Source organism: Flavobacteriales bacterium, from assembly GCA_016699575.1.
Taxonomy (GTDB): Bacteria; Bacteroidota; Bacteroidia; order Flavobacteriales_F; family PHOS-HE28; genus PHOS-HE28.
On record CP064979.1, the window covers coordinates 1493671 to 1519955 of the forward strand.

General features: G+C 61.2%; 26 protein-coding genes. 16 read left to right on the forward strand and 10 right to left on the reverse strand.

The window, feature by feature from the left end; all coding sequences use genetic code 11:
- Positions 1-165 precede the first annotated feature (165 nt).
- From IPJ76_06140 to IPJ76_06150, 3 genes are all read left to right on the forward strand, one after another.
- The gene (locus IPJ76_06140; GenBank protein ID QQR87801.1) at positions 166-519 is read left to right on the forward strand and encodes a hypothetical protein; all 354 of its coding nucleotides are present in this window, start codon (positions 166-168) and stop codon (positions 517-519) included.
- Positions 516-2126 (forward strand): hypothetical protein, encoded by a 1611-nt coding sequence (locus IPJ76_06145; GenBank protein QQR87802.1) that lies wholly within the window; start codon positions 516-518, stop codon positions 2124-2126. The genes IPJ76_06140 and IPJ76_06145 overlap by 4 nt, the downstream gene beginning before the upstream one ends.
- An 87-nt stretch (positions 2127-2213) precedes the next feature.
- Positions 2214-4154, forward strand: coding sequence for a class II glutamine amidotransferase (locus tag IPJ76_06150; protein QQR87803.1), 1941 nt, complete (start codon positions 2214-2216; stop codon positions 4152-4154).
- Between the two features lie 39 nt (positions 4155-4193).
- Here IPJ76_06150 and IPJ76_06155 read toward each other — a convergent pair whose 3' ends face one another.
- Both IPJ76_06155 and IPJ76_06160 read right to left on the reverse strand, forming a co-directional pair.
- Positions 4194-6314 (reverse strand): hypothetical protein, encoded by a 2121-nt coding sequence (locus tag IPJ76_06155; GenBank protein ID QQR87804.1) that lies wholly within the window; start codon positions 6312-6314, stop codon positions 4194-4196.
- Between the two features lie 16 nt (positions 6315-6330).
- On the reverse strand, positions 6331-6840 hold the full coding sequence (locus IPJ76_06160; protein QQR87805.1) for a DUF2480 family protein: 510 nt from the start codon (positions 6838-6840) through the stop codon (positions 6331-6333).
- Between the two features lie 389 nt (positions 6841-7229).
- On the opposite strand from IPJ76_06160, the gene IPJ76_06165 reads away from it, so the two are divergent.
- Positions 7230-7571, forward strand: a complete 342-nt coding sequence (locus tag IPJ76_06165; GenBank protein QQR87806.1) for a hypothetical protein — start codon at positions 7230-7232, stop codon at positions 7569-7571.
- An 85-nt stretch (positions 7572-7656) separates the two neighbouring features.
- On the opposite strand, the gene IPJ76_06170 is transcribed toward IPJ76_06165, so the two are convergent.
- The 7 genes from IPJ76_06170 to IPJ76_06200 all read right to left on the reverse strand — a co-directional run bounded on the left by IPJ76_06170 (position 7657) and on the right by IPJ76_06200 (position 14024).
- Positions 7657-7977, reverse strand: a complete 321-nt coding sequence (locus IPJ76_06170) for an SUF system Fe-S cluster assembly protein (protein QQR87807.1) — start codon at positions 7975-7977, stop codon at positions 7657-7659.
- A 112-nt stretch (positions 7978-8089) separates the two neighbouring features.
- Positions 8090-8521 carry a SufE family protein gene (locus IPJ76_06175; GenBank protein QQR88408.1) on the reverse strand — a complete coding sequence of 144 codons (432 nt, stop codon included), beginning with the start codon at positions 8519-8521 and terminating at the stop codon, positions 8090-8092.
- Positions 8522-8529: 8 nt separating this feature from the next.
- Positions 8530-9807 (reverse strand): cysteine desulfurase, encoded by a 1278-nt coding sequence (locus IPJ76_06180; GenBank protein ID QQR87808.1) that lies wholly within the window; start codon positions 9805-9807, stop codon positions 8530-8532.
- A gap of 108 nt (positions 9808-9915) precedes the next feature.
- On the reverse strand, positions 9916-11316 hold the full coding sequence (sufD, locus tag IPJ76_06185) for a Fe-S cluster assembly protein SufD (GenBank protein ID QQR87809.1): 1401 nt from the start codon (positions 11314-11316) through the stop codon (positions 9916-9918).
- Between the two features lie 8 nt (positions 11317-11324).
- The gene (gene sufC / locus IPJ76_06190; GenBank protein ID QQR87810.1) at positions 11325-12095 is read right to left on the reverse strand and encodes a Fe-S cluster assembly ATPase SufC; all 771 of its coding nucleotides are present in this window, start codon (positions 12093-12095) and stop codon (positions 11325-11327) included.
- Positions 12096-12195: 100 nt separating this feature from the next.
- Entirely contained in the window at positions 12196-13536 is a 1341-nt protein-coding gene (locus IPJ76_06195; protein ID QQR87811.1) for a hypothetical protein, read from the reverse strand.
- A gap of 2 nt (positions 13537-13538) precedes the next feature.
- Complete coding sequence (locus IPJ76_06200; protein ID QQR87812.1) at positions 13539-14024, reverse strand: RNA polymerase sigma factor; 486 nt, start codon at positions 14022-14024, stop codon at positions 13539-13541.
- Between the two features lie 100 nt (positions 14025-14124).
- Here IPJ76_06200 and IPJ76_06205 point away from each other — a divergent pair, with 100 nt between their 5' ends.
- From IPJ76_06205 to IPJ76_06255, 11 genes are all read left to right on the forward strand, one after another.
- A complete protein-coding gene (locus IPJ76_06205; protein ID QQR87813.1) occupies positions 14125-15270 on the forward strand; it encodes a bifunctional 3-deoxy-7-phosphoheptulonate synthase/chorismate mutase type II in 1146 nt (381 codons plus the stop codon).
- Between the two features lie 62 nt (positions 15271-15332).
- Positions 15333-18143 (forward strand): VCBS repeat-containing protein, encoded by a 2811-nt coding sequence (locus tag IPJ76_06210; protein ID QQR87814.1) that lies wholly within the window; start codon positions 15333-15335, stop codon positions 18141-18143.
- A 110-nt stretch (positions 18144-18253) separates the two neighbouring features.
- A complete protein-coding gene (locus tag IPJ76_06215) occupies positions 18254-18730 on the forward strand; it encodes a hypothetical protein (protein ID QQR87815.1) in 477 nt (158 codons plus the stop codon).
- A 27-nt stretch (positions 18731-18757) separates the two neighbouring features.
- Entirely contained in the window at positions 18758-19435 is a 678-nt protein-coding gene (locus IPJ76_06220; protein ID QQR87816.1) for a ThiF family adenylyltransferase, read from the forward strand.
- Positions 19436-19437: 2 nt separating this feature from the next.
- Complete coding sequence (locus IPJ76_06225; protein ID QQR87817.1) at positions 19438-20160, forward strand: sulfite exporter TauE/SafE family protein; 723 nt, start codon at positions 19438-19440, stop codon at positions 20158-20160.
- Positions 20157-21329 carry a molybdopterin molybdotransferase MoeA gene (locus IPJ76_06230; protein ID QQR87818.1) on the forward strand — a complete coding sequence of 391 codons (1173 nt, stop codon included), beginning with the start codon at positions 20157-20159 and terminating at the stop codon, positions 21327-21329. Before IPJ76_06225 ends, IPJ76_06230 begins: the two co-directional genes overlap by 4 nt.
- On the forward strand, positions 21326-21892 hold the full coding sequence (locus tag IPJ76_06235; GenBank protein ID QQR87819.1) for a molybdenum cofactor guanylyltransferase: 567 nt from the start codon (positions 21326-21328) through the stop codon (positions 21890-21892). The genes IPJ76_06230 and IPJ76_06235 overlap by 4 nt, the downstream gene beginning before the upstream one ends.
- 15 nt (positions 21893-21907) lie before the next feature.
- Entirely contained in the window at positions 21908-22132 is a 225-nt protein-coding gene (locus IPJ76_06240; protein ID QQR87820.1) for a MoaD/ThiS family protein, read from the forward strand.
- A complete protein-coding gene (locus IPJ76_06245; GenBank protein ID QQR87821.1) occupies positions 22129-22596 on the forward strand; it encodes a molybdenum cofactor biosynthesis protein MoaE in 468 nt (155 codons plus the stop codon). The genes IPJ76_06240 and IPJ76_06245 overlap by 4 nt, the downstream gene beginning before the upstream one ends.
- 88 nt (positions 22597-22684) lie before the next feature.
- Positions 22685-23602, forward strand: coding sequence for a bifunctional molybdenum cofactor biosynthesis protein MoaC/MoaB (locus IPJ76_06250; protein QQR87822.1), 918 nt, complete (start codon positions 22685-22687; stop codon positions 23600-23602).
- A complete protein-coding gene (locus tag IPJ76_06255; protein ID QQR87823.1) occupies positions 23592-24500 on the forward strand; it encodes a hypothetical protein in 909 nt (302 codons plus the stop codon). The genes IPJ76_06250 and IPJ76_06255 overlap by 11 nt, the downstream gene beginning before the upstream one ends.
- 69 nt (positions 24501-24569) lie before the next feature.
- Here the strand turns inward: IPJ76_06255 and moaA are convergent, their stop codons facing one another.
- Positions 24570-25565: a GTP 3',8-cyclase MoaA gene (gene moaA, locus IPJ76_06260; protein ID QQR87824.1), complete on the reverse strand. Its 996-nt coding sequence runs from the start codon at positions 25563-25565 to the stop codon at positions 24570-24572.
- Between the two features lie 133 nt (positions 25566-25698).
- On the opposite strand from moaA, the gene IPJ76_06265 reads away from it, so the two are divergent.
- Entirely contained in the window at positions 25699-26262 is a 564-nt protein-coding gene (locus IPJ76_06265; protein QQR87825.1) for a DNA-3-methyladenine glycosylase I, read from the forward strand.
- The last annotated feature ends 23 nt before the right edge of the window (positions 26263-26285 follow it).

The window sequence follows — 26285 nt, forward strand, 5'->3', positions numbered from 1 at the left end:
GCCCCTATTGTTGGACAAGGCCCCGGTACCGGGGCCTTGTCCGTTCCTGGCCCGTCGTGATCGAGGCCCCTGGGTTGCTTGTGCGGTGCACAACTATTCTGCTTGCATACCGCCCACCGGTTCCGGTAGTTTCGGTATCCCTGGTCCCTTCCGATGTTCCCTTCCATGCCTTTCGTTCGGGTTGTTGCCCTCTTGCTGCTGGCCATGGCCTGGTGGGGAGCACATTCGTGCGTGGCCCAGGAAGCTGAAGGCGATCTCGTGTACAAGTTCACGGTGTCCGGAACGCAGGACCCGGTCGCCGCGAAACCTGCGCAAGCGGCATTGATGGCGCACGGCGATGCGCACTTCTGCTACTTCATCGACGAGGCTGATGTCTTCGCCTTGGTGATGTCATCACCGATCACGCGGCAGGAGATCGCCGCTCGTCTTTCATCAGCCGGATACACGCTCTTGGGCCCCGTGCTTGTATCGGACGGCACCGTGCTACAGGCGCCGGACCCAATGCCCAGCGATGAATGAAAACGCTGGCCCATAGCGTCGCCACGTTGGCCCTCCTCGGGAGCCTTGCGGCCAGGGGGCAGGGCGACCTCTGCACGGGTGCCACCGTAGTGGCCTGCGGTGGTTCCTACGCCGGCAACACCACGGCTTTCACCGCGGACGTGGCACCCTTCTGCAACACCACGGATGGCACCGGTGGCGGTGCCTGGTACCGGTTCACCGGCACGGGGAACCCTGTCATCGCTTCGCTGTGCGGCAGCGGCTACGACACCAAGATCCGTGTGTACACCGGCACGTGCGCGGCCCTGGTCTGCACCATCGGCAACGATGACTTCTGCGGCCTGCAATCGCAGGTGACGTGGACCTCGGTGCTGGGCACCACGTACTACATCCTCGTGCACGGCTTCGGCGCTGCCGCCGGCGCATACACGCTCAACATCACCTGCCCGCCACCGCCCGTTCCGCTCTGCTACACGCAAACAGCGGTGCCTTACGCCGCCGACCCCTACGCGGGCACATTGGTCACCCTCACCGACGATGTGCACAGCCCGGTGGTCAACATCGGTTTCACGTTCTGCTACAACGGCACCAACTACACCCAGTGCGTCATTGCGTCGAACAACTACATCACCTTCAACCTGGCCAATGCCGGCCTGTTCTCGCCTTGGGTAACAGGGGCCATCCCCAACGCCACACCAACGCAACCGCACAACGCCGTGCTCGATCCCTGGCAGGACATCAACCCCGGTGTTGGTGGGGCGGTGCGCTACCAGACGCTGGGAACGGCACCCTTTCGGCGATTCGTGGTGAGCTACAACAACGTGCCGATGTTCTCGTGCACCACGCAGTTGTACACCAGCCAGATCGTGCTCTACGAAAGCACTAATTGCATCGAGTCGCTGATCCTCAGTAAACCGGTGTGCGCCACGTGGAACAACGGCAACGCGGTCCAGGGCCTGCAGAACAACGGTGGCACCTCGGCCACTGTGGTGGCAGGGCGCAACAACACGCAGTGGACGGCCGCCAGCGAAGGGCGCTTCTTCTCACCTGCTTGCGTGCCTTGCTCAACGGCTTTCACCGCGCAGTGCCAGGTGGTGCCGCTGCCCATTGAACTGGCACACTTCGCAGGGCGCAACGTGGGCAGTTACAACCTGCTGGAGTGGACCACCGCCAGCGAGCGCAACACCGATCACTTCATCGTGGAACGCAGTGCCGATGGCGAGCTCTTCGTGCCAGTGCTGCTGGTTGATGCCGCCGGTAACAGCAGCAATACCCTCCACTACACCGCCAAGGACCCCGACCCGCGGCCTGGCCTCAACATCTACCGCCTGCGCGCCGTGGAAAACGACGCCAGTGAATCGTTGAGCCACGCCGTTACCGTGCACCACGACCCGGGATCCAGGATGGGCCTTCATCCCAATCCATCATCCGGAAGGGTCTTCGTCTCCTTGCCCGACCACGTGCGGGTGCCCTGCCAACTGGTCCTGCGCGACGTGTCCGGTCGTGCGGTGGCCTCTGCTCTGGCGGACGGCCATGTTACCGGATTGGACCTGGCGCGGGTGCAGGGCGGTACGTATTTGATCGAAGCGACCGGCACAGGGCTGTCAGCGACGCTGATCGTGGAGTAAGGAGAGGCTACCTTCGCAGCCCACGCCGGTAGGATCAGGGATGGCTCAACCAACTTCCCTCCGGAACTTCGGGCGTGGGCCCATCCGGTGAGCGACGCCATCAAGCACGAATGCGGTCTGGCCTTCATCCGCCTCCGCAAACCCCTCCACTACTACCACCAGAAGTACGGCACGGCCTTCACCGGCATCAACAAGCTGTTCCTCCTCATGGAGAAGCAGCACAACCGTGGCCAGGACGGCGCAGGTGTGGCCACCATCAAGCTCGATCCGGCGCCCGGCGACAATTTCATCGACCGGCAGCGCAGCACCGACCGCCAAGCCATCCAGAAGATCTTCGGTGGGATCCAAAAAGGTATCCAACAGGCCATCGACCGAGATGCGGCGATCGCCAATGATGCCGACCGCTTGAAGAAAGAGGTGCCTTTCCTCGGCGAAGTGCTGCTGGGGCACCTGCGTTACGCGACCTATGGTGGCGACAGTTTGGAGAACTGCCACCCTCGCCGCCGCCTGAGCAATTGGATCACTCGCAACCTCGTGTTGGCGGGCAACTTCAACATGACCAACGTGGACGAGCTCTTCGCGCTGCTCGTGAGCATCGGCCAGCACCCCAAGGAGCACAGCGACACCATGACCGTGCTGGAGAAGATCGGGCACTACCTGGACGTGGAGAACGACCGCCTGCGGCAGATCCACCATGGAGTAGGCCACAGCGACCGTGACATCACCGCGCTCATCGCGGAGCAAATGGACGTGGCCAACATCCTGCGCATGAGCGCGCAGGATTTCGATGGTGGATACGCGTTCGCCGGCCTGTTGGGCCACGGCGATGCGTTCGTGCTGCGCGATCCTGCCGGCATACGCCCGTGCTTCTGGTACGCCGATGATGAATTCGTGGTCGCCGCAAGCGAACGTCCCGCCATCCAGACCGCCTTCAGCGTCAAGACGGACCAGGTGCAGGAACTTCGGCCGGGCCATGCGCTCATCGTCCGCAAGAACGGATCGTTCAGCGAAGAGCAGGTGCGCGAACCGGTGGAGAAACGGGCGTGCAGCTTCGAGCGCATCTATTTCAGCCGGGGCAGCGATCGCGACGTGTACCGCGAGCGCATTGCACTGGGCCGCAACGTGGTGCCCACCATCATGGAGGCCGTGGACCACGACCTGCAGAACACCGTCTTCAGTTTCATCCCCAACACCGCCGAAGTGGCGTGCTATGGCATGCTGAAGGGTGTGGAGGATGAACTGAACAAGACCAAGGAACGGCTGATCACCGGGCTCGGGCCGAACCCCGCACCGGGCAAACTGCGGGAGATCCTCTCCATGCGCCCAAGGCTGGAGAAGGTGGCCATCAAAGATGCCAAGCTGCGTACGTTCATCACTGCAGACAACGCACGGGACGAGCTTGTGGCGCACGTGTACGACATCACCTATGGCAGCGTGCGCCCAGGCGTGGACAACCTGGTGGTGATCGATGACAGCATCGTGCGGGGCACAACACTGAAGCAGAGCATCCTGCGCATGCTCGATAGGCTGGAGCCGAAGCGCATCGTGGTGGTGAGCAGCGCCCCTCAGATCCGCTACCCCGACTGCTACGGCATCGACATGGCCAAGCTCGGCGACCTCGTCGCGTTCCAAGCAACCATCGCCTTGTTGCGCGAGACGAAGCAGGACAACATCATCGAGGATGTGTACGACCGGGCGTGCGCCAATGTGGCCAAACCGCTCCCGGTGCCCGGTGCACCGTACGGGCCATCGGGCCCTGCACCATGGATCGATAATGCGGTGAAGGACATCTACGCGCCGTTCACCGACGAGCAGATCAGTGCCAAGATCACCGAACTCCTCACGCCCAAAGGCCTCGGCTCGGAAGTGCGCATCGTTTACCAGGGCATCGACGGCCTGCGCGCCGCATGCCCACAGCATACAGGCGATTGGTATTTCACGGGCAACTACCCGACACCGGGCGGCAGCCGCGTCGTGAACCGTGCTTTCATCAACTGGAAGGAGGGTAAGAACGTGAGGGCGTACTGATGCATGTGCTCATGTGCGGCATGTGCACATGGACCCATGTCACATGGCCACATGAATACGCTTCTTCTTCCTCAGCTTCTTCAACTGTTTCGTTGTGCCGTTGATGCGGCCGGTGCCGTGCACCACGATGCGCGATGAGCCATCGACCTTGAGCTTCGCCGCGCTGTGGAGGTCGAGCAGGCAATCGTTGGCGATGTGCAGCTCGCTGCCGTTCACCAGTTCAAGCGTTGCAGTATTCCCGATGTAGGCTTTGCTGCCTTCCTCCATCACCAGCCGTGTTGACGCACTGAAGTAGGTGCGGCCTTTGAACTCCTCGGCGGGGAACAACCGCGTGGGTGTTCGGCTTCTGTCCAACAGCAGGCGTTTGCCATCCGCAAGCCAGAGCGCGTGCCCCGCGTATCCACTAACGTTGTGCAGCACGATGCTGTCAGCGCACCACCGCACATCGTTCGCCAAGTATGTATCGTCGTTGCGCACATGCACCAGCATGCTGCCATCGGTGCGCTGTTCTTTCACTTCAACGCTGATAGGATTGAGGTGGACGACCCTGTTGTTCGGCTTGCCGCCCTTGTGCTTGTCCTTGCCGTTGCTGCTCACCAGCGTGAGCATGTTGGCGCTCGGCGGGTTGGTGCCCATGCCGATGCGGTTGTTGCCCGTTGGGGTGAACGCCTGGCGCGCGTGGCCGAACAGTACGGCTTTGTCGATGTACTGACCGTTGCGCAATTCTATGCGCGGGTCGGTCATTTCCGTGCGCGTCAACTTGCCGTCGTGGTTGTGGTCGAACACCGGGAACTCCATGTCCTGGTGACCGGTGAGCGGATTGGCCCAGCGGTTGTCCACGACGTACGGCTGTGCATTGCCGGGCCAAAGGCATTCGTACCGCACCGTATCGCCGCGCAGCTCGATGTCGTGCGCACCGCTGGCGGGCATGGCACGCAGGTAGTCGGCATCGCCGTTGAAGATGTCCTTGCCGGTCTTGTTCGCGCGGTCCACCTGCATGTACGCGAAAAGCCCGGGTGTGATATCCTCCACGCACGGCATGATGTCCTCGTAGTGGAAGCGGTCTGTCGGTGAGCCGTTGTTCTTCCAGCCTTGGTGGTTCTCCAGCCAGATCCACTGCGGGAATTCATCGGTGGCCAGGAAGGGCACCTTGATGCGCAAAACATCACCGGAAGTCACGAAATCGCGCAGTACGAACAGCCCCGTGTCCCCCGCCATCGGGTCCAGGTCGGTGCGAACGTGTTCGTTGCGCGTGTTCAACGCACTGATGGTCCCTGGCGCATCGGCAGCCTTCCATCCCAATCGGTCGCGGTCCCAGCCGCTCACGCTGAGCAAGCTGCTGTTGGCGGCCCCCATCAGGCTCCAACCGCCTTGCAGGCAGATGAAGTAGCTCTGGAAGCCGGGCGCATTGCCGCCACCGCTGTGGAAGTTGTTGCCGCCCAACAGCAGGTGGTTGAACTCGTGCTTGAGGATCTCGAACGGCAATCCGTAGAGCGCGCCGAAGCGGCTCTGTGTATCGCTACCATGGCCGAAGATGGGCGGGCTGCTGCCGGCATCGGTACTGCCCAGCCCGTGGCTCAGCTTGTGGTGGTTGCGGAAGATCACCATCACATGGTCGAACGACAGCGGCACATCGGGTCCAGCCTCTTTCGGCATGCCCATTTTGCCGTTGTTCTTCCACAGGTCGAAGTCTGCGATGGGCAGGCCATGCGCTGTGCGGAAGCCGCCCATGGAATTCACCCACTTGGTCGCCTGCATGGCCGCGCTCGTGTAATCGTCAGTGGTCATCTCGCTCTCCTTCACGATCGCCAATCCGTCCACGTAGTCGCCCAGCACCTGGTAGTTGCCCAGCGAACAATCGTGGTAGTAGCGCGAGACCATGGCCTTGGGGACCGGCAGGGGCTGCGGATCGAAGAGGTCATCCTTCCACTTGGGAAGCTGGCCACTGGGCCAATGCTCCATGTTCGCGTTCCGCGCCGGGTCACGCGAGGGGTCTTTGTCATAGACCATCTCCGCATAGATCACCAGCACGCGGATGTTGCCGTGCGGCGAGAGGTGCCAGCCGTGCTCGCTGCTGGGGACCAATACACTGTCTTGCGTGGGCTGCCCGGCAAGCGCTGCGGACATGGTCAAAAGGACCGCCATAAGGAGAGGGCGCATGCCCCGAAAGTAGCCGCTACGTTTTCGGCGCCTTGAAAAGAGGCACAGTGCTACAGGGCTCACCGAACATCAGGCTCTTCACCACCGGCAGAAGCTTGGTGCTCAACTCCACGTATGCATTCAGCGGAACAGTGAGCTTGCTGCATCCCTTCACCACGATGCGTGCATTGCGATAGGGTCCGACATCAAATTGCTGCACGAAGCACGTGAACACGGCGCGTTCCAGTTGGTCGGCATCGCCCTGCGTAACGAACGCGGCATGCGGCTGCAGCTGCGTAGCCACAAGCATGAAGGCCCAGGTGGGGATGATGGCGTCGGCGCTGCAGTGAACGCTCACGAACTTGCCCGCGTACTGCGCCCAGTCGTGGGTCTTGCAAAAGGCGCGCAGGTCATCTTCCTTCAGCGCGACTTCCTGCCATAGCAACGGTTTCAGGTCGAAGACCATGCGCTCACCGGACGGGTACATCTCCTCCAGGTCGAGGGTGATGATGCCGCTCGAAGCGACCTTGTTGAGGATGTCGGACATGGCGTCAGCAAAGAACGGTAAAGCATGAAGCAACACCAGCTACTTTCGTTCAGAACGGGTCACGACTCATGAATTCGCGTCCTATCATCCGACTTGCCGGTGTTGCGCTCTCACTATGGACGGGCATTTCTCTATACGCACAAGAACGGCAACCTAGCTGGTCGGTTGGATTGAACCTCGGCCTCTTGGCCAGCGGCTCCCCAGAACTTCAGGTTGACCGGCGCCTCTTCGGGCGGTTGGCATTCGCGGCGTCGGGAGGTTGCACCTCCCGCGTGTTTTCGTCAGGCTGCCTTGTTGACGATCAGGTTGATCTGGATCGGCAACGGGGCGGATTCGTGAAAGCAGGGCTGAAGGTGAGGCTCTTCTGCTTGAAAAGTGCTTGTAATCAAATGCACGTTGCGCTGCATTATGTGGGCTCTTGGTACAACGAGAGCGGAACGCGCATCGTGGAATTGGACTGGGCACCTCCCACGAAGGTTCCTGTTGCTGCGCATGGCTTCGTGAGCGGCGTTGCGACTTCCACCTATTGGGACTTTGGCGTTTTTCGCGTGGTGCGAATGCGTTTCGGCGTGCAGGTGGGCTGGTATTGGCGCAGCGAGAGTTTGGATAAGGCCTGCCATTACAACCAGCCCGGACTGGGCACGGCCTACCCTTTGCTACCGGCGCAAGCGATCATCGGGCTAGCCTATGATTTCGGAGGACACCGTTACTGGGTCGCGAATAGCTACTAAGGCATCCTGGCGCCTTCATTCAGGCGAGGTCCCACCGTTGCGGTTGATCTCCTTTGTGTCCTCTGTGCCTCTGTGGTGAACGCACTCACATGAAGCCCAATTCCAACTGCGCCGCCTCGCTCATCATAGTCCTGTCCCACGCCGGCTCGAAGGTGATCTCCACCTTGGCACTTGTCACGCGCTGCACACTGGCCACCTTCTGCTCCACTTCGCCGGGCAAGGTTCCCGCCACGGGACATGCTGGACTGGTCAGGGTCATCTTGATGTACACGCTGGCATCGTCGTGGATCACTACGTCGTAGATCAGCCCCAGCTCGTAGATGTCCACGGGGATCTCCGGGTCATAGATCGCCTTGAGGGCATTGATGATGCTCTCCTCCAGTTGTTTCTTCTCCTCGGGCGTCATGGCACACTGGGGGATTGAAAAGCGGTGGCACACGGAGGCACGGAGACACGGAGAAATGCCAATGATGCGAATGTCCGCACCGCTCCGTGTCTCCGTGTCTCCGTGTGAGCCTTCATCCTTCCTTGTGTGAGGCAGAAGAGAAGGCCAGCGCGTAGCGTTTCATCTGATCGATCATCGCGCTCAATCCATTGGCCCGGTTCGGGCTCAGGTGCGCGCGCAGACCGATCTGATCGATGAACTCCGTGGAAACGCCGAGGATCTCCTGCGGCGTGCGGTCGTTGTATACGCGCACCAACAAGGCCACGATGCCCTTGGTGATCATCGCATCGCTATCGGCGGTGAAATGCACGAGGTCGTTCTTCAGTTCGGCGTTGAGCCACACACGCGATTGGCAGCCGCGCACCAGGTTGTCATCGGTCTTGTGCTCCGGAGCGATCAACGGCAGGTCCTTGCCCAGCTCGATCAGGTGCTCATAACGGTCCTGCCAGTCCGTGAACATGGCGAACTCGGAGACGAGCTCTTGTTGGGTTTGGGCCAATGTCATGACGGAACTCATCGCAACATCTTCACCGCCTTTTTGGTCGCCGCCACCATCACCTCCACCTCCTCCACCGTATTGAAGCACGCGAAGCTCGCGCGCGTAGTCCCGCTCACGCCGAAGCGGTCCATCAGTGGCTGCGTGCAGTGGTGGCCCGTGCGCACAGCGATGCCTTGCTGGTCGAGCAGGGTGCCGAGGTCGTAGTGGTGTACGCCGTCTATCACGAAGCTGATCACACCCACCTTCTCTTTCGGCGTGCCGATGATGCGCAGGCCATCGATGGTGAGCAGCTCGGTGGTGGCGTGCTCCAGCAGCATGTGCTCGTGCGCGGCCATGGCGGTCTTGTCATAGTCCTCCATCCAGCGGATGGCTTCGCCCAGCCCGATGATGCCCGCGATGTGCGGCGTGCCGGCCTCGAACTTGAAAGGCAGCTTGGCGTAGGTGGTCTTCTCGAAGGTGACCGTGTCGATCATCTCGCCGCCGCCCTGCCAGGGGGGCATCTCGGTAAGCAGCTCCTCGCGGCCGTACAGCACGCCGGTGCCCGTAGGACCGTAGGCCTTGTGCCCACTGAAGGCGTACAGGTCGCAACCGAGGTCTTGAACATCGACGTTGAGGTGGGCAATGGCCTGTGCGCCATCCACCACGGTGATGATACCCTGCTTCTTCGCCCGCGCGATCAACTTCTTCACCGGGTTGATCGTGCCGAGCGTGTTGCTCACATGGCTGATCGCCAATAGCCGTGTCCGCTTATTGAATAACCCATCAGCGTTGCCCTTTTCGTCTTTGCGTCTTTGCGGTTCCAATTCCCACTCCCCGCTGTCCGTGATCGGGATCACTTTCAGCGTGGCGCCGTGCCGCTCGCAGGCCAGTTGCCAAGGCACGATGTTGCTGTGGTGCTCCATGCCGCTGATCACCACCTCGTCACCTTTCTTCAGCAGCAGCTGACCAAGACTGGTCGCAGCGAGGTTGATGCCTGCTGTGGTGCCGCTGGTGAAGATGACCTCGTGCGCATGCTTCGCCTTGATATGCCTGCGGATGGTCTCACGCGCGGCCTCCTGCGCCTCGGTGGCCTTCGTGCTGAGCGTGTGAACGCCACGGTGCACGTTGGCGTTGATCGTGGCGTAGTAGGTGCTCTCGGCCTTGATCACACGACGCGGCTTCTGGCTGGTGGCGGCGTTGTCGAAGTACACCAGCGGTTTGCCGTGCACCAGCTCCTTCAGGATCGGGAACTGCGCGCGGATCTCTTGGACGTCGAACGCCTTTATTATGGCCGGTGTCACACGCGTGTTCATCGAATGCGGCGCACACGGAGGCACGGAGACACGGAGGAACGCAGCTCGGTATGTCGCGTGGTTGACATTGGTTCTTCTACGTGGCTCTGTGTCTCCGTGTGAGATAGCTCAGAGTGTCTCAAGTTTCGCGTCGATCAAACCCGCGAGGTGCTTCCGCCAGTCTTCGTTCGTGATGCGGTCCAGCACATCGGTCATGAACGCATGGGAGAGCATACGCCGCGCTTCGGCCTCGCTCACGCCGCGTGAACGCAAGTAGAACAATCCCTTCTCGTCCAGGCGGCCGATGGTGCAACCGTGGCTGCACTTGACATCGTCGGCATAGATCTCCAGTTCGGGTTTGGTGAAGACGCGCGCGTCATCGCCTTGCAGGATGTTCGCGTTGCTCTGGTAGGCGCGCGTGCGCTGCGCGTCCTGCTTCACGTACACCTTACCGTTGAACACGCCCGTGCCTTTACCTGCGATGATGCCCTTGTAGAGCTCATCGCTCGTGCAATCCGGCACGTCGTGGCCGATGTAGGTGTGGTTGTCGCAGTGCGTGGTGCCGTTGAGTACATACACGCCGTTCAGTTCCACATGTGCCTCAAGACCGGCAAGGGCCACACTCACTTCATTGCGCACCAGTGATCCGTTCAGCGTGGTCGTGTCGATGCTGAAGCGGCCTTTCGAGCCGATCGTCACGGCATCCAGACCGATGTGCGCGGGACCATTCGCTTCGTTCAGAAGAAGGTGGATCGTGAGGTTCGCGCCTTCGCCCACGAAGGATTCGCGTACAGCATTGACAAGAGTCGTTGCAAGCCCCTCGACTGCTCCGTCGTTGCACGACTTGCGCAGTACCGCTTCGCCGTTGCTCGGGGTGACAACGGTTGGAGATCGCTCCATTGAATTGTCACTCCGAGCGCGGTCGAGGAGCGTTACATGCTCTTCAATGACTTCCACCATCGCGCCCTCTTGCAGCATGAACAGGTCGCGGGGCTGGATCAACAGCCCGCCATCGGTGGTGATGTGAAGTACATGGATCGGCTTGCTCGTCTTCGCGCCCTTGGTGGCGAGGATGATCAGGCCATCGGTGGGGGCCGCAGTGTTCATCGCCGTGAACAGACGATCGCCGATCGGCGCGACCTGTCCGTAATGGGCTTTCACCGGGCCGTGCGACAGGTGGTGCTTCAGGCTATCGATGACGATGCCCTTCTCCGACTTCAGGTCATCGCTCAAGTCGGCGCGGAAGTAGCCGTTGACGAAGACGACGCGGGTGGTGCCGAAAGGCAGACGTGCGGGCAACGTGACAGCGACATCGCCTTTGGCTGCCGTGTACGGATCCTTGAACAGCTTGCCGACACGCGTGTATTTCCACGCCTCGGTCCTGATCGTGGGGATGGGCAACGCATGTACTTGCGCAAGGGCATCAGCGGCACCGGGCCAAGCCGAGCCGTCGAGCAAGGGCAGCACGCCCGCTTTCGGATCCGTGGCGGTTGCTGTGGTCATCATCTGATCGTCTGATTTTCTGATCATCTGATCGATCACGCGTGTTCCTTCACCCAGTCGTAGCCTTTCTCTTCCAGTTCCAGCGCCAATTCCTTCGGGCCACTCTTGATGATGCGGCCATCGGCCATCACGTGTACGAAGTCAGGGATGATGTAGTCCAGCAAGCGCTGGTAGTGCGTCACCACGATGAAGGCGTTGTTCTTCGTGCGCAGCTTGTTCACGCCGCCGGCCACGATGCGCAGCGCGTCGATGTCCAGGCCGCTGTCGGTCTCGTCGAGGATGCCCAGCTTGGGTTCGAGCATCGCCATCTGGAAGATCTCGTTGCGCTTCTTCTCGCCGCCGCTGAAGCCCACATTCAGGTGGCGGTGAAGCAGGGACTTGTCTCCCGCATTTGCGGGATCGGCGTCCATTTCCACCAGCTTGGCGCGTTCGCGGACCAGCGTGAGGAAATCCTTGCCACCGAGTTCCGCGAGACCGTTGGCCTTGCGGGTCTCGTTCATGGCGGTGCGCAGGAAGTTCATGTTGCTCACGCCCGGGATCTCCACCGGGTATTGGAAGGCGAGGAAGATGCCTTTCCAGGCGCGCTCTTCGGGCGATAGTTCGAGCAGGTCGGCGCCTTGGTAGGTTACCGTTCCTTCGGTCACCTCATATTCTTCTCGGCCGGCGAGGACGTTCGCCAAGGTGCTCTTTCCAGAACCATTAGGTCCCATGATGGCGTGGACTTCACCAGCCTTCACTTCCAAGTTCAGTCCTTTCAGGATTTCCTTCCCTTCTATTCGGGCGGACAGGTTTTGAATTTTCAGCATTGCTCAATCCCGCGCTATTTAGAATCGGTCAAAACAAGGCGGGGCTCAAAAGTAGCCCGTCGCACTTCTCGCCGATACTGGAACAGTGGAACCGGGCGGACTACCGTCCTCGACTTGCGCTCAAGGCCACCCCGCCAAGTTGCAGCCGGAACCTGCTGCGCTTCGCAGTCCGCTGGGCCTCCAGGCCAGCGCGTTCGCCACTAAGGGCGCCCAACCCCTTGTCGATGGCGGCAACCGCGTCACCACCATCCAATGCGCGCTGCTCCACGCCGGGTTGGCCCAGCACTTCGCGCCGCACGGCGCCAGTGAGCACTTGTCCGATGGTCAGGTGCTCCGGCGCTGCAGCCAATGCTTCTTCCAGAGGAGCTGGTGCAGGGCCTGTTGTGGGGGCCACCCCGACAGGCTGCGCGCTGAGCGGGTCGCGTTCCAAGGCGGGTCGTTGTGTTTGGGCCAGCATGGGCTCGTCGCGTTCGCTTCGTAGTTCCGGCGCAACGCGCTGGGGAGCGGGATCGTGGCCCTCCAACTTCCGATCGGGCGCAACAGCTTTGCGCGGAGCGACCTGCTGCTTACGCTCCTCGTTCTTCAATGTACCGGGCTCCTTCCCTTCTTGATCCGGATCAACGACCTCCGCCGCTCCTTCGTTCTTCTCGATAGGCGCTGGCCCTTGCTTCGGCAAGGTCGGTTGGTCGTTCGCAAGCCCGGGGCCAACAGGATCGGGTCCTGCGCTTTGCTTGAAGATCACCCAGCCCAAGCCCATCACCAGCGCAATGCTGGCGGCAGCGGCCAAGCGCATCCACCTACCACCGATCGGGATCACGCGGACTTCCTTCTTCTTCAAGCGGTCCTTGTCCTCGAATACAACAGCCTCGCGCTGCACGACCGTCCGGGACATCAACGCCCACTGCTTCGCGGCGTTCACATCGCTTGCGATCAACTTGTCCAAGGCCACACGCTGTTGAAGGCTGAGGTCGCCTTCCAACCGCGCCACCAGGAAATCGTCCAGCCGGTGGGCATCGGGCAAGCCTTGCGGCGGGAACGTGCGCATGAGCGAATCCTTGCCCTCGAAAACAACATCCTTCTCCGTTGCGCGCGCAATAGCGGTGAGCTTGGACTCGCGCTCGAACCGTTGATGAGCAACCATGAACAAGCGCACCGCTTCTTCCTGCTCCTTGGACAGGTCACCCTCGTGAAGGGCGATGAGGAAGTCGCCGATGGTCTGTTCGTTCGGTGCGCGCTGCGGTGGCAGTTCACGCCTCAACGAATCCTTGTCTTCGAACGGGACTTTGTCGGCACCGATGAACGCATCGTCGACCACGCCCCCATCTTCCGTGGAAAGGTCCGGATTGGCCAGAAGAAACGCCTCCAGTTGGCGCTCCTGTTCGAGCGTCAGGTTGCCTTCCATGCGGTCGAGCAACCAAGCTTCGTATGTCGTGCGGTCCAAGATCAAAGCACGAGTTCGAGTTTGCCGATGTATTCCTTCAATGCGGTGCGCCCCCGATAGATGTACACCTTCACCTGGGGCAAGTTCAGGCCTGTGATCTCCGCGATCTCTTCGTAGGCATAACCCTCCAGGTCGCGCAGTAGCACAACGCTGCGCTGCACATCGGGCAGGGTGGCCAGTGCTGTGTCCAGTATGGCCTTCAGGTCGGGGTTGCTCTGGTGGGTGCTGCGTAGATCGTCATGGTGCTCTTCCATGCGAGTGCTGCGCTGCCCTTTGCGCACGGTATCCACCAAGGTGTGGTGCGCTGTGGTGAAGAGGTAGCTCTTGGCCTTGGAGGCATCCACCTCCTCGAGCTTGGTCCAGAGCCGGGCAAAGCTCTCCTGCACCACATCCTTGGCGGTATCCTTATCGCGCAAGTGCTTCAAGGCGAAGCGGTAAACCCCGTCACTGTGCATGTCCACGCAGCGGTTATAGTCCTCAACGGTCATCGTGCAACAAGGGGGTCGATCGTGGGACGGGCAGCCCGGGGAGGAAGTTACAGGCCGCGGAAGAGTCCGTGCCCAAGGCTCCCGGCCTACTTTTGTCCCGATGGCCAACGGTCAACAGTTGCACACTCTTCCGTTCGACCAATGGGGGCTGGGTTTCCAGCGGCCTTTGTTCATCGCCGGGCCGTGCAGCGCGGAGAGCAGAGAGCAAGTCCTGGACACTGCCCAGGGGATCGCACACCACGCCCCACAGGTGAAAGTGCTGCGCGCCGGTGTATGGAAGCCGCGCACCCAACCCGGGCATTTCGAAGGCGCCGGCGAGAAGGCATTGGCTTGGCTGGTGGAAGCAAGAGAGACCACCGGTCTGAAGTTGATGGTGGAGGTAGCTACGGCCGAGCATGTGGAAGCCTGCCTCAAGGCTGGGATCGACATGCTTTGGATCGGCGCACGAACCACGCCCAACCCTTTCAGTGTCCAGGAGATCGCGGATGCGTTGAACGGTAGGGATGTGCCGGTTTTCGTGAAGAACCCCATCAACCCCGACCTGCATCTTTGGATAGGGGCGCTGGAACGCCTGGGCCGTGCGGGCCTCACGCGGTTGGCCGCCGTGCACCGGGGCTTCAACTGGTTCGAGCGCACCAGCTACCGCAACAGCCCCATGTGGGAGTTCCCCATCCGGCTGAAGGCACGCTTCCCCGAACTGGAACTGGTGTGCGATCCCAGCCACATCAGCGGTACCACACAGCACATTGCCCAGCTGGCGCAGCAGGCACTGGACCTCAACTTCAGCGGGTTGATGATCGAAGCCCACAGCGACCCTGCGACCGCCCTGAGCGACGCCCAGCAGCAGCTCACCCCGCAACGCCTAGGGGCACTTCTGGCCGACTTGATCGTCCGGGAGCAACACCCTGGTCAGAGCAGCGATCGCTTGCAGGAGCTGCGGGACCTCATCGACCAGCTGGACGAGGAGATCGCGCAGAAGCTGGGCTCGCGGATGGACATTGCCGAGCGGATCGGCGAGTGGAAGGCCGACCATAACGTGGCTATTGTGCAACCGGAGCGCTGGGAGCGCATCATGCAACGGCAGCTCCGTCTGGCGGGGCCCCTGGGGTTGTCGCGCACCTTCATCGAAGACCTGATGAACGCCATCCACAAGGAGAGCATCCGGCGGCAGACGGAAGTCTTGGAGGGCCGCCAAGGCTCCATGGCAGGATCCCACGGCGATCGTGGAGAAGTCACCCGGGGCTGATCGAGCACCCGTCTATATTCGGGCCGCTCTTGCGGGAACCTGCACCCTAAGGCAACAAACCGATGCTGAATCGCTACCTCCTTCCCTCCGTGTTCGTCGCCCTGCCCGTCATCGTTCAGGCGCAAGCGACGTTCACCAACACATCCACCCTGCTGAACACGCCCACCCACACCGGGGGCAACACCGGTGTGGCCGACTTCAACGGAGATGGGCTGGATGATATCCTGATCCTTGACGAAAGCAAGAATGTGGTCATTGAGTTCCAGCGCGCAGATGGCTCGTTCGACCGCGTGGAGTACGGCGCCGTAAGCACTGCATCGCAATGGGGCTGGGCACTGGGCGATACCGACAATGATGGTATACTGGACGTGTTCTGCGGCGGCAGCTACGACGGTGTGCACCACATGAAGATCGATGGTGTCACGGGCACTGTTACCGACCTGAACAACGGCAGCATCTTCATGCAATGCGCCAACATGGCCGACATGAACAACGATGGCTGGCTCGATGCCTTCGCTTGCCACGACGACGGTGCGCCGCGCCAATGGTACAACGACGGCATCGGCACCCTGGACAACTACACGGGCATTGATTTCACCACGAACCCGGTGAGCGATATGAGCGGGAACTACGGCAACACGTTCACCGACTTCGACAACGACGGCGACATCGACTTCTACATCACCAAGTGCCGTCAGTTCATCAGCGACCCGAACGATCCGCGCCGTTGGAACCGCCTCTTCGTGAACGACGGCAACGGCAACTACACCGACCAAGCCACTGCCTACGGGCTCTTCAACAATGGGCAGAACTGGGCCAGCGACTTCGGCGACATTGACAACGACGGCGATCTTGATGTGGTGACCGTTGACTACAGCGACCAGATGTACCTCTACGAAAACGATGGCACCGGCCACTTCACGGAGATCACTGCGGGCAGCGGGCTCGAGGTTCCCTCGAACTTCTTCCAGGTGACCATGCGCGATTTCGACAACGATGGTTTCTTGGACATCATGATGTCCGGCTGGGACAACGCCTACTTCAAAGGGAACGGCGACGGTACCTTCACGGAAGAGAACAACAAGTTCCCGGCTTCGAAGACCATGCACACACACGCCGTGGGCGACCTGAACAACGACGGTTTCGTGGACGTGTTCGCCGGTTACGGCGATGGCTACGTGGACCCCGACATGAATTTCGCCGACCGCATCTGGATGAACGATGGCAACGCCAACCATTGGTTCGGCGTGCGTTTGCGCGGTACGGTGAGCAACCGCAGCGCCGTGGGGGCGCGCACTTGGCTGTACGGTCCGTGGGGCGTTCAAACCCGCGAGGTGCGTGCCGGCGAGAGCTATGGCATCGTGAACAGTTTCGCGGCCAACTTCGGGCTCGGCAGCAGCGCGCAGATCGACTCCTTGGTCGTGACCTGGCCTGCAGGCGGCCGCCAAGTGTTCACCGGCCTCAACGCCGATGAGTACGTGAGCGTTGTGGAGGGTGAATGCATGGCACCCTTCGCGAGCATCACCGGACCGACCGTGGTCTGCCCGGGACAATCCATCGACCTGACCGTAAGCAGCGGCAACGGCTATACCTGGAGCACCGGTAGCACCGCTCAGACCATCACCGTGAACGCCGCCGGCATCTATTCCGTGACCGTGGACAATGGCAACGGCTGCACATCGTGGACCAGTTACGTAGTGCTCGAGAACCCGGATGAGACCCCTGAAGTTTCGTTGTCCGGCACCGCCGAATTCTGCGATGGTGAAAGCCTGACGCTCACATCAAGCAGCGCGAGCGGGTACACATGGAGCAATGGTCAAACGACGCAAAGCATTGTGGTGACCTCTTCGGGCAACTACAGCGTCACGGTGCCTTCCTCTTGCGGCACCTCTACTTCCAGTATTGTTGCGGTCAACGTGCTCAGCATCCCCGCAGCACCCACGGCCAACGATGTGTTCCTGCCTGCCCCGGGCACGGCCACGCTGAACGCCACCGGCGGGAACGTGTCGTGGTACGATGCAGCAGTTGGTGGAAACACGGTCGGCACAGGAAACAGCTGGACCACCCCTTTCCTGAACAGCAGCACTACCTACTGGTGCTCGGACATGAACGGCAGCGGCGATCCCGCGGCCTTCGGCGGTGAGACCGACCGTGATGGCACCAACGGTCAATACCTGAACAACAACAACAACTACCTGATCTTCGATGCCACGCAGGATTTCATCCTGGTGAGCGTTAAGGTGTATGCACAAGGTGCTGCAAACCGCGTCATAGAAGCGTTGGACGAGAACGGCAACATCATTGCGCAGGGCTCCTTCGCTGTGCCCGACGGCGAAAGCAGAGTGGAATTGAACTTCGCTATTCCGGCCGGTACTGACCACAGCCTCCGCTGCGGAACGGGCAACCCGCAGTTGTGGCGTGATGGGTTGAACAGCAACCCGACCTATCCCTACCAGTTGGGCACCTTTGGCGCCATCACCTCCAGCAGCGCAAGTGGTGGCAATGCTCTGGAGTACTACTACTACTTCTACGATTGGGAAGTGGCCGACAATGCAGCTAGTTGCGAGAGCCAGCGTACCGAGGTGCTGGTGGATGTGGCCAGCAGTGTGGGCGAGGTTGCAGGCGGCGCCACGATCACCGCTTGGCCCAATCCCGCGAACGATCAAGTGAGCGTGTCGTTCCCAAGCGGCTCCAGTGAGGTGCGGATCACCCTCAGCGACCTGAGCGGGCGTGTGGTGCTGGGCACCCAGCTCGATGCGAAGGCTCTGGCTGCTGGTTTGGCGACCATCGACTTGAACGGCCTCGCAGCCGGGACCTACAACCTGGCACTGGCAGGGGGTGTGAACGCCGTGCAGCGCATCGTGTTGCGCTGATCGACCTCTGGAAGAACTTGAAGAGGGGCCCGCGAGGCCCCTCTTCTCTTTGGTGCGGGCCGGAACCCCGGGGGCAGATGTTGCGTTGAAGCGGCCAACACCGCAACACCATGAAACAACTCATACCCGCACTTGTCATCGCTGTCTTGTTCTCCGCTTGCGCCATGGAGGAGAACCCCGTGGTACAGACCATCACGCCGGGCTGTGGCACCGACGGCAATCGAATGGAGGCCGACCTGGGCGGGGCGTCGTTCTGTGCAGAGGGCAACCTTACGGCCATCGCAGGCGAAGGCGGGCTCATCATCACCGGTCTCGCCTTGAACGGCGTATCACTCACCCTCCAGGTCGACTCGCTCTTCATTGGCCAGCACGAAAGCAACGAAGCCAGCAACAACATGCTCCTCATGGAGCAAGGCCAGTCCTACACCGTTGCACCCGGCGCTGAGGGCACCATTACCGTGGACAGTCACGACGCCGTGACCAACAGCGTGAAGGGCTCCTTCGCCGCTGGATTGATCAACCCGGAAAGCGGCGTGCAGCGCTCGGTGAGCGGCACCTTCGAAGTGACGTACACCAACCAGCAGTAAGCTGAAGGCGCGGCTAACTTGCCGCGCATGTCGAAAAGGATAACGGCCTCTTTCCCCGACGATGCCGCGCTGCGCGTCGCAGTAGTGGGCCTTGGTGGCCTAGGATGCGCTGCGCTGCCACGCATGGGCCGCTGGCCGCTGGCCAAGCTCTCGCTTATTGATGGCGATCGTGTTGAAGAGCACAACCTCGACAACCAGGAACTGTACGCGCCGATGGACATCGACGCATGGAAGGCGGAAGTGAGCGCAGCGTGGATGCGGCAGCTCCTGCCCGGGTCGACCATCGTTCCGCACAGTGTTTTCTTGGGCGCAGCGAATTCCGAGCATTTGCTGGCCGAGCACGACATCGTACTGGAATTCACGGACGACCTGCACGCCAAGCAGGCCATCGACAACGCCTGTGCTGCGCTGGCCATTCCCCTGGTGAGCGCCGGGGTGCACGCCAAGCAGGGCCAGGTGATCGCGCTGCACGGACCCGGTGCCGGGCACAAGCTCACGCGCAAGGATCTCTTTAGCGGACGGCCCGGCGGCGAGCAGGACGGATGCGATATGCGCAATGTTCCGCTTGAACTGCTGGACGATGTTGCGCGCCGTGCAGTGTCGTTGTGCCGCTCGCTGCTCTTGGGCGAACCTGTGGTGAACGGCCGCATCGAACTCCTGCACAAGGACCGTTGGACGATCATCGATCCACCGGTCATGGCCTGACCATGGACGCGTGGTGGTTCATAGCGCTCGTGGCGCTGGTCGCTTTCCTCTACTCCATGGTCGGTCATGGCGGTGCCAGCGGATACCTGGCGTTGATGGCCATCGCTGGCGTGTCGATAACCGCTGCACGGCCAGCGGCTCTTGTGCTCAACTGCTGCGTCAGTACGATCGCCTACGTGCACTTCGCCCGCGCGGGGCACTTCTCTTGGAAGGTGTTCTGGCCCTTCGCGCTTCTGAGCGTTCCCATGGCCTGGCTCGGCTCACGGGTTGAACTCGACCCGATCCTCTACAAACGTTTGCTCGCCATTTGCCTGTTGGTCGCAGTGGCGCGTATGCTGGGGCTTTTCGGGAAGAAGCAGGTCGATCAACGGGCAGTACCGATCGTTGTTGCGGTGCTGATCGGTGCGGCGCTAGGACTGGTCTCGGGGTTGATAGGCATCGGTGGCGGCATCCTGCTCAGTCCCATTCTGTTGTTGGCGGGATGGGCCGATACCAAGACGACCGCGGGTGTTTCTGCGCTCTTCATTCTGGTGAACAGTTTGAGCGGGCTAGCTGGGCTATCCGGGTCGGGGCTGCCCAACATTGAATGGAGCTGGTTGTTGGCTGCACTGGCCGGTGGAGCATTGGGCAGTTGGATCGGTGCGGAGAAACTCTCGGCGGTGCGGCTGCGTCAGGCTTTAGGATTGGTCCTGCTGTTCGCATCCATCAAGCTCGTCCTGCCATGATCAGCGTGGAGGAAGCCCGCCGCATCATGATGGAGCATGTGCCCGTGCTGCCTTCACTGTTCCTATTTCCCGATGAAGTGAGCGGCTACTATCTCGCTGACGATGTTGTGGCCCCGTTCGACCATCCGCTCTTCGACATGAGCGCCGTGGACGGCTACGCGGTGCGTGGCGAACATCCATGGAGCGTCGTTGGCGAGGTAGCAGCTGGTGACGTTTTCAATGATGTGCTCGGTGATGGTGAGTGCGTGCGCATCTTCACCGGAGGACAGGTGCCTACAAGCGCGACCACAGTGGTGATGCAGGAGCGGTGCGCCCGCGATGGCAACACCGTGACATACACCGGCGCGCCTATCGTTCCGGGCGCGAACATCCGGCGCCAAGCCGAGAGCATCCGCTCAGGTGAACTATTGCTGACGGCCGGCACCTTGCTGAACCCGGCCGCCATCGGAGCGATGACATCGGTTGGCGTGCATCAGGTGGAAGTGCGCCAGAAACCGCTGGTGAGCATCCTGCGCACGGGCGGCGAGTTCATCGATGCTGAAGGCGTGAAGCCCGGTCGCATCTTCAGCAGCAACGATCGGATGCTGGCCGCTGCATTGGATGAACAAGGCATGCTGGAAGAGCAGAGCCTCTTCACCTCCGGCGACGCCCTCAACGAACTGGTGCCGATGATCCGAGCCGCCTTCGAAAACACCGATGTGCTCATCACAACAGGCGGCGCTTCCGTCGGTGAGCACGATCTGGTGCGCACCGCACTGGAACGTTCCGGTGCCACCATCCATTTCCATGGGGTAGCACAGAAACCCGGCAAACCCATGCTGTTCGCAACGTTGGGCAACAAGCCCGTGTTCGCGTTGCCCGGGAACCCGCGGGCCGTGCTCGTTCTCTTCCACGCGTATGTGCTGCCCTTCCTGCGCAAAATGCAGGGCGCGCACGATCCGTGGCCCCGCACCGAGCAACTACCCGTGTCGCACGCGCTCAACGTGAAAGGCGACCGCGCCGAGTTCCGCGCCGCCCACGTGCGCAATGGCCGTGTTACGCTGCTCACGGACGAGGGCTCGCACATGCTGCGCTCCCTCATTGAGGCCGACGCGCTCGCCTACCTGCCCCCCACGCAGCGCACCTGGAACGAGGGTGATCCCGTGGAGATCCACTACCTCACACGATGATGGACCGCCAGTGGACCGGTGTTGTGCTGGCCGGCGGTCAGAGCAGCCGCATGGGCCGGGACAAGGCTTTGCTGGAGTTGGATGGTACCACCATGCTCGATCATGCCATAGAACGCCTGCGCCCGCACTGCCGCGAGATCCTGGTGATCGGCGATCCGGACAAGTACGCACCGGAGCACGCCACCGTGGTCCCGGACGACCGGCCCGGCCTGGGTCCTTTGGGCGGACTTGTCACGGCGCTCCGGCATGCGCGTTATGTGCGCACGCTGGTGATCGCGTGCGACCTTCCCCATCTCAACGACCGCCTGCTCTACCTGCTGAAGGCGGAACTGATCGGTGACCGCGATGCCGTGGTGCCCAACCACAGCGGCATGCTGGAACCGTTGGCCGCAGCGTACCACCGTCATGCCATCGAAGCCTTCACCGCGCAACTGGACAAGGGCGAACTGAAAATGAGCAAGGCCTTGGATGCCGTTCGCACCGCCTATACCGACGTGGAACCCGGTGAACAGGGTTGGCCCCCCGACCTCTTCCGGAACATCAACGCGCCGAGCGATCTTTGAAGCCCCGCTCCTATCATGAAAGTGCTGCTGTTCGGGATGATCGCCGAGAAGGCCGGGGCCGAAGCCTTGGAATGTTCAGCGCCCGATAGTGCCACATTGAAGAACGTGCTGGAGGAACGTATCGATGGCTTGTCCGCCATGAGCTATGCCATTGCCATCGACCGGGTGATCGTGCATGACAACCGGGAACTGGCCGGGAACGAGGAAGTTGCGGTGCTACCACCGTTCGCAGGAGGATGAGCGATCCGAAACCCCATCGCAAGCGCGACATCTTCGTTGACGGTGCCATTGCTCCGGCATTCGTGGCGGAGAGCATCGCCAAGCATGCGACCCGCACGGACATTGGTGCGCACGAGATCTTCCTCGGCCAGGTGCGCGCGGATGTCATTCCGGGCTTGACCCGGGATCGCGTTAGTGCCATCGAGTACACCGCTTATCGCGACATGGCCAACGACCAGATGACCAGCATCCGGGAAGAGGCCTTCGCGAAGTGGCCGACCATGACCTGTCTGCACGTTCATCACAGTTTAGGGACGATCAACGCGGGGGACCTCTGCTTCATGGTCTTCGCGAGCGCGCCGCACAGGCAACAAGCCCGCGAAGCGGTGGCCTTCGTTACCGATGAAGTGAAGAAGCGGTTGCCGATCTTCGGCAAGGAGATCTTTGAGGGTGGCGGGCATGTATGGAAACGGAACCAAGGGTGAATGGTCATTGGTGAACAGCGAATGGATGTTCCACTCTTCCCAGCCGTAGCGACCATCCACCAATGACAATTCGCCATTCACTTCGTCCATGATCGACATCACACACAAACCCACCACGCTCCGCGTAGCCACGGCCGAAGCCACCGTGCAAGTAAGCGCCGCCGCGACCATCGCCGCCGTGAAGGAGAAGCGCGTGCCAAAAGGTGATGTGCTGGAGGCCGCGCGGGTTGCCGCGTTGTTCGGCGTGAAGAAGACGCATGAGCTCATCCCGGACTGCCACCCATTGCCCGTTGAGCACGCCGTGGTGTCGTTCGATGTACGCGACTTGTCCATCGTCGTCACGGTGAAGGTGAAGACCATCTACCGCACCGGCGTGGAGGTGGAAGCCATGCACGGCGCGAGCGTGGCCGCGCTCACCATCTACGACATGCTGAAGCCCATCGACAAGGGCATCAGCATAGAGCGCATCCGGCTCGTTGAGAAGAAGGGCGGCAAGAGCGATTGGAAGGATGCCTTCGACAAAGCGCCGAGCGCCGCCGTGCTGGTCATCAGCGACGGAGTGGCCAGCGGGCAGAAGGAAGACAAGGCCGGAGCAACGATCACAGAACGCCTGAAGAAGCTCGGTGTGGAGGTCACGGCGCAAGGAGTTGTGGCGGACGAACCGGATGCCATAGCTGCGCAGGTGCGAGCTTGGGCAACGCAAGGCCTCGACCTGATAGTCACCACCGGCGGCACAGGACTCTCGCCGCGCGACCGCACACCCGAAGCCCTTGCCCCCATCCTCGACCGCGAGGTGCCCGGCATCATGGAAGCAGCGCGCGCCCATGGACAGGAACGCATGCCTTGGGCCATGATGAGCCGTGGTGTGGCGGGCATGATCGGTCGAACGCTGGTGATCACGCTGCCCGGCTCAACACGCGGCGCGCAAGAGACTATGGATGCGCTGTTCCCATTCGTGCTGCACGTGGTAAAGGTGCAGGAGCATGCGTTCAGGCATGGGCACTAGGAACCTCCACAGGGCCGCGCATCATGTCCTGCTCTGGCTCGGGGTCGTGGTCACCGTGAGCTGTTCCTCCCGCAATCGCACTTTCCGCATTCCGACAATCGACAACAACGTTTGCAAGCGTCTCAGCGGCGAAGCCGTGTATTACGCCGTGTTCGTTGACTCCAAGTCGACAGGGCCTTGGTCCGCGCATGACATCCGCAGCACGCTCGACTCGATCCGCGTTGCCATGGATTGGATAGAGGGCCAAGCTGCCGCACGGGGTTTCAGGCTCAAGGTCGAAGTTGTGGCACATCAACAGGACGGCATCATGCCTGTGAAAGTCGACCTGTCGAAGAAGAGCTTGGAGAAAACCCTGCTCGGACCGAATGGAGAGAGGGCCATGGACAACTGGGCAGAAAAAGCCGCGCGTCAGGTGGCAGCAACGATACCGCCTGACACCTCCACGATCACAAGGACGAAGAACAACCCAACGAACACGGAGCGTTTGATCGCACGCATACGGGATGTTCATGCGGTGGACAACGTCGCCCTTTTCTTCATGGTGAACAACTACTACAAGGAGGACCTATCTGTAGTCCTCCATGCCGGACAGAATGACAAGGTCGAGTACGGTGTGCAGAGCTATAAAAGGCCTTCCGTGATCGCTCACGAATTCTTGCACCTCTTCGGTGCGTTGGACCTCTATGTAACGCCGTTCGACAAGAAGCGCGCGATGCGCAAACGCAAGGAGTTCGCCATGCAAGAGTTCCCAAAGGAGATCATGGCCTTTGCCGAGCGTGATCTAGACTCGTTGGAGATCGGTCCGCTCACAGAGTACTTGGTCGGCTGGAAACCGGAACTCGACCCGCGCTACATCCGCATGATCACAGGAAAGAAGATCCGTGTCGTGAAGTACTGATCGGGCCGTGTTGCGCACGGGTGGAGAATGGCATACGGTCCGGTGACCCACACTCCAGGCGCTCCAGGTTCACCCCCCAATGCTCACCATCGGCCTTTCGCTGAGGTCGTGCAGCACCTCTTCCTGCTTTTCCGGTTTGAACGGTGGTAATCCACCGAGCATGACGTGTTTCGCCAGCACGTTCCCTTCGACCAGCGACCCGATGTCCTCTCCCCTTCTCAGCGCGGACAGCAAGTCGGTCTCCTCGCGGGCAAAGAGGCAGTTGCGCATCTTTCCCTCCGCCGTTAGCCGCAAGCGATCGCAGTCGCCACAGAACGGTTCCGTCACCGTGCTGATGACAGCGAAGGTGCCGGGCCAATCGGCCACGCGGTAGGCCTTGGCGGTGCTGTGCTTGTCGTCGCTCAGTTTTGCGAACGAATGCACGCTGCCGATGTGGCCGAGCATCTCGGCGTAGGTGTAGACGCGCTCCCGTCCCCAGTGATTGCCGGCGAAGGGCATGAACTCGATGAAACGCACATGCACCGAGTAGGAACGCGTGAATTCCACGAAGCGCAGGATCTCGTCATCGTTCATGCCGCGCATCACGACCATGTTCACCTTCACGCGAAGGCCACGCTCCAGCGCCTGTAGAATGTTCGCGTGCACCTTGTCGAACCCGTCGCGGCGGGTGATGCGCTTGAACCGATCGGCATCGAACGTGTCGAGGCTGATGTTGATGCTCTTGAGCCCCGCGTCGATCAAGCCGTCGAGGTGCTTGTCCAGCGACATGGCATTGGTGGTGAGCCCCAACGAAACGCCAAGCTGCGACATGTCGCACACGATGTCCACGGCATCGGGCCGCACCAAGGGCTCGCCTCCTGTGAGGCGGATCTTGGTGATGCCATATCGCTCGACGAAGAGCCTGGCGATGGTCGCGATCTCTTCACGCGTCATCAGTTCCTCGCGCTGCAGGAAGTGCTGGTCCTCCGGCATGCAGTAGGTGCAGCGCAGGTCGCACTTGTCCACGATGCTGATGCGCAGGCTGCGGTGCGTGCGGCCGTGCTTGTCGTTGAGATCCGTCTTCACGACCGCAAGTTACCTTGGCGCATGACCCATGTGCTCATGTGTCCATGTGTCCATGTGTCCATGTGTCCATGTGTCCATGTGTCCATGTGCTCATGTGTCCATTTGTCCACGAGCACATGAAACACAATGACACATGAAGGACCTCGTGCGCTGCGGCTGGTGCCTGAAGGACGACATCTACATGCACTACCATGATACCGTATGGGGCTTCCCAGAAAAGGACGATCGCAAGCTGTTCGCGAAGCTGTGCCTCGACGGCGCGCAAGCGGGCCTCAGCTGGTACACCATCCTCATCCGCACCGAGGGCTATGCGAAGGCGTTCGACAACTGGGACGCGGAGAAGATCGCGCGGTACACGCCGAAGAAGGTCGACAAGCTGCTGCTGGACCCGGGCATCATCCGCAACCGGCAGAAAGTGGAGAGCGTGGTCAAGAATGCGAAGGCCTATCTGAAGATCATGGAAAGCGGCAAGGGCTCGTTCCGCGACTTCCTCTGGAAACACGTGGACCACACGACGATCGTGAACCAGTGGACGGCCATGGGGCAAGTACCCGCGCGCACTCCGATCAGCGATGCGATGAGCAAGGACCTCCAAAAGGCCGGTTTCAGCTTTGTGGGCAGCACCATCGTTTACGCCTTCATGCAAGCGTGCGGCATGGTGGACGACCACCTGGTGGCGTGCTGGCGACGCCAGTGAACGGTGCGGCCGAAGGCGATCTG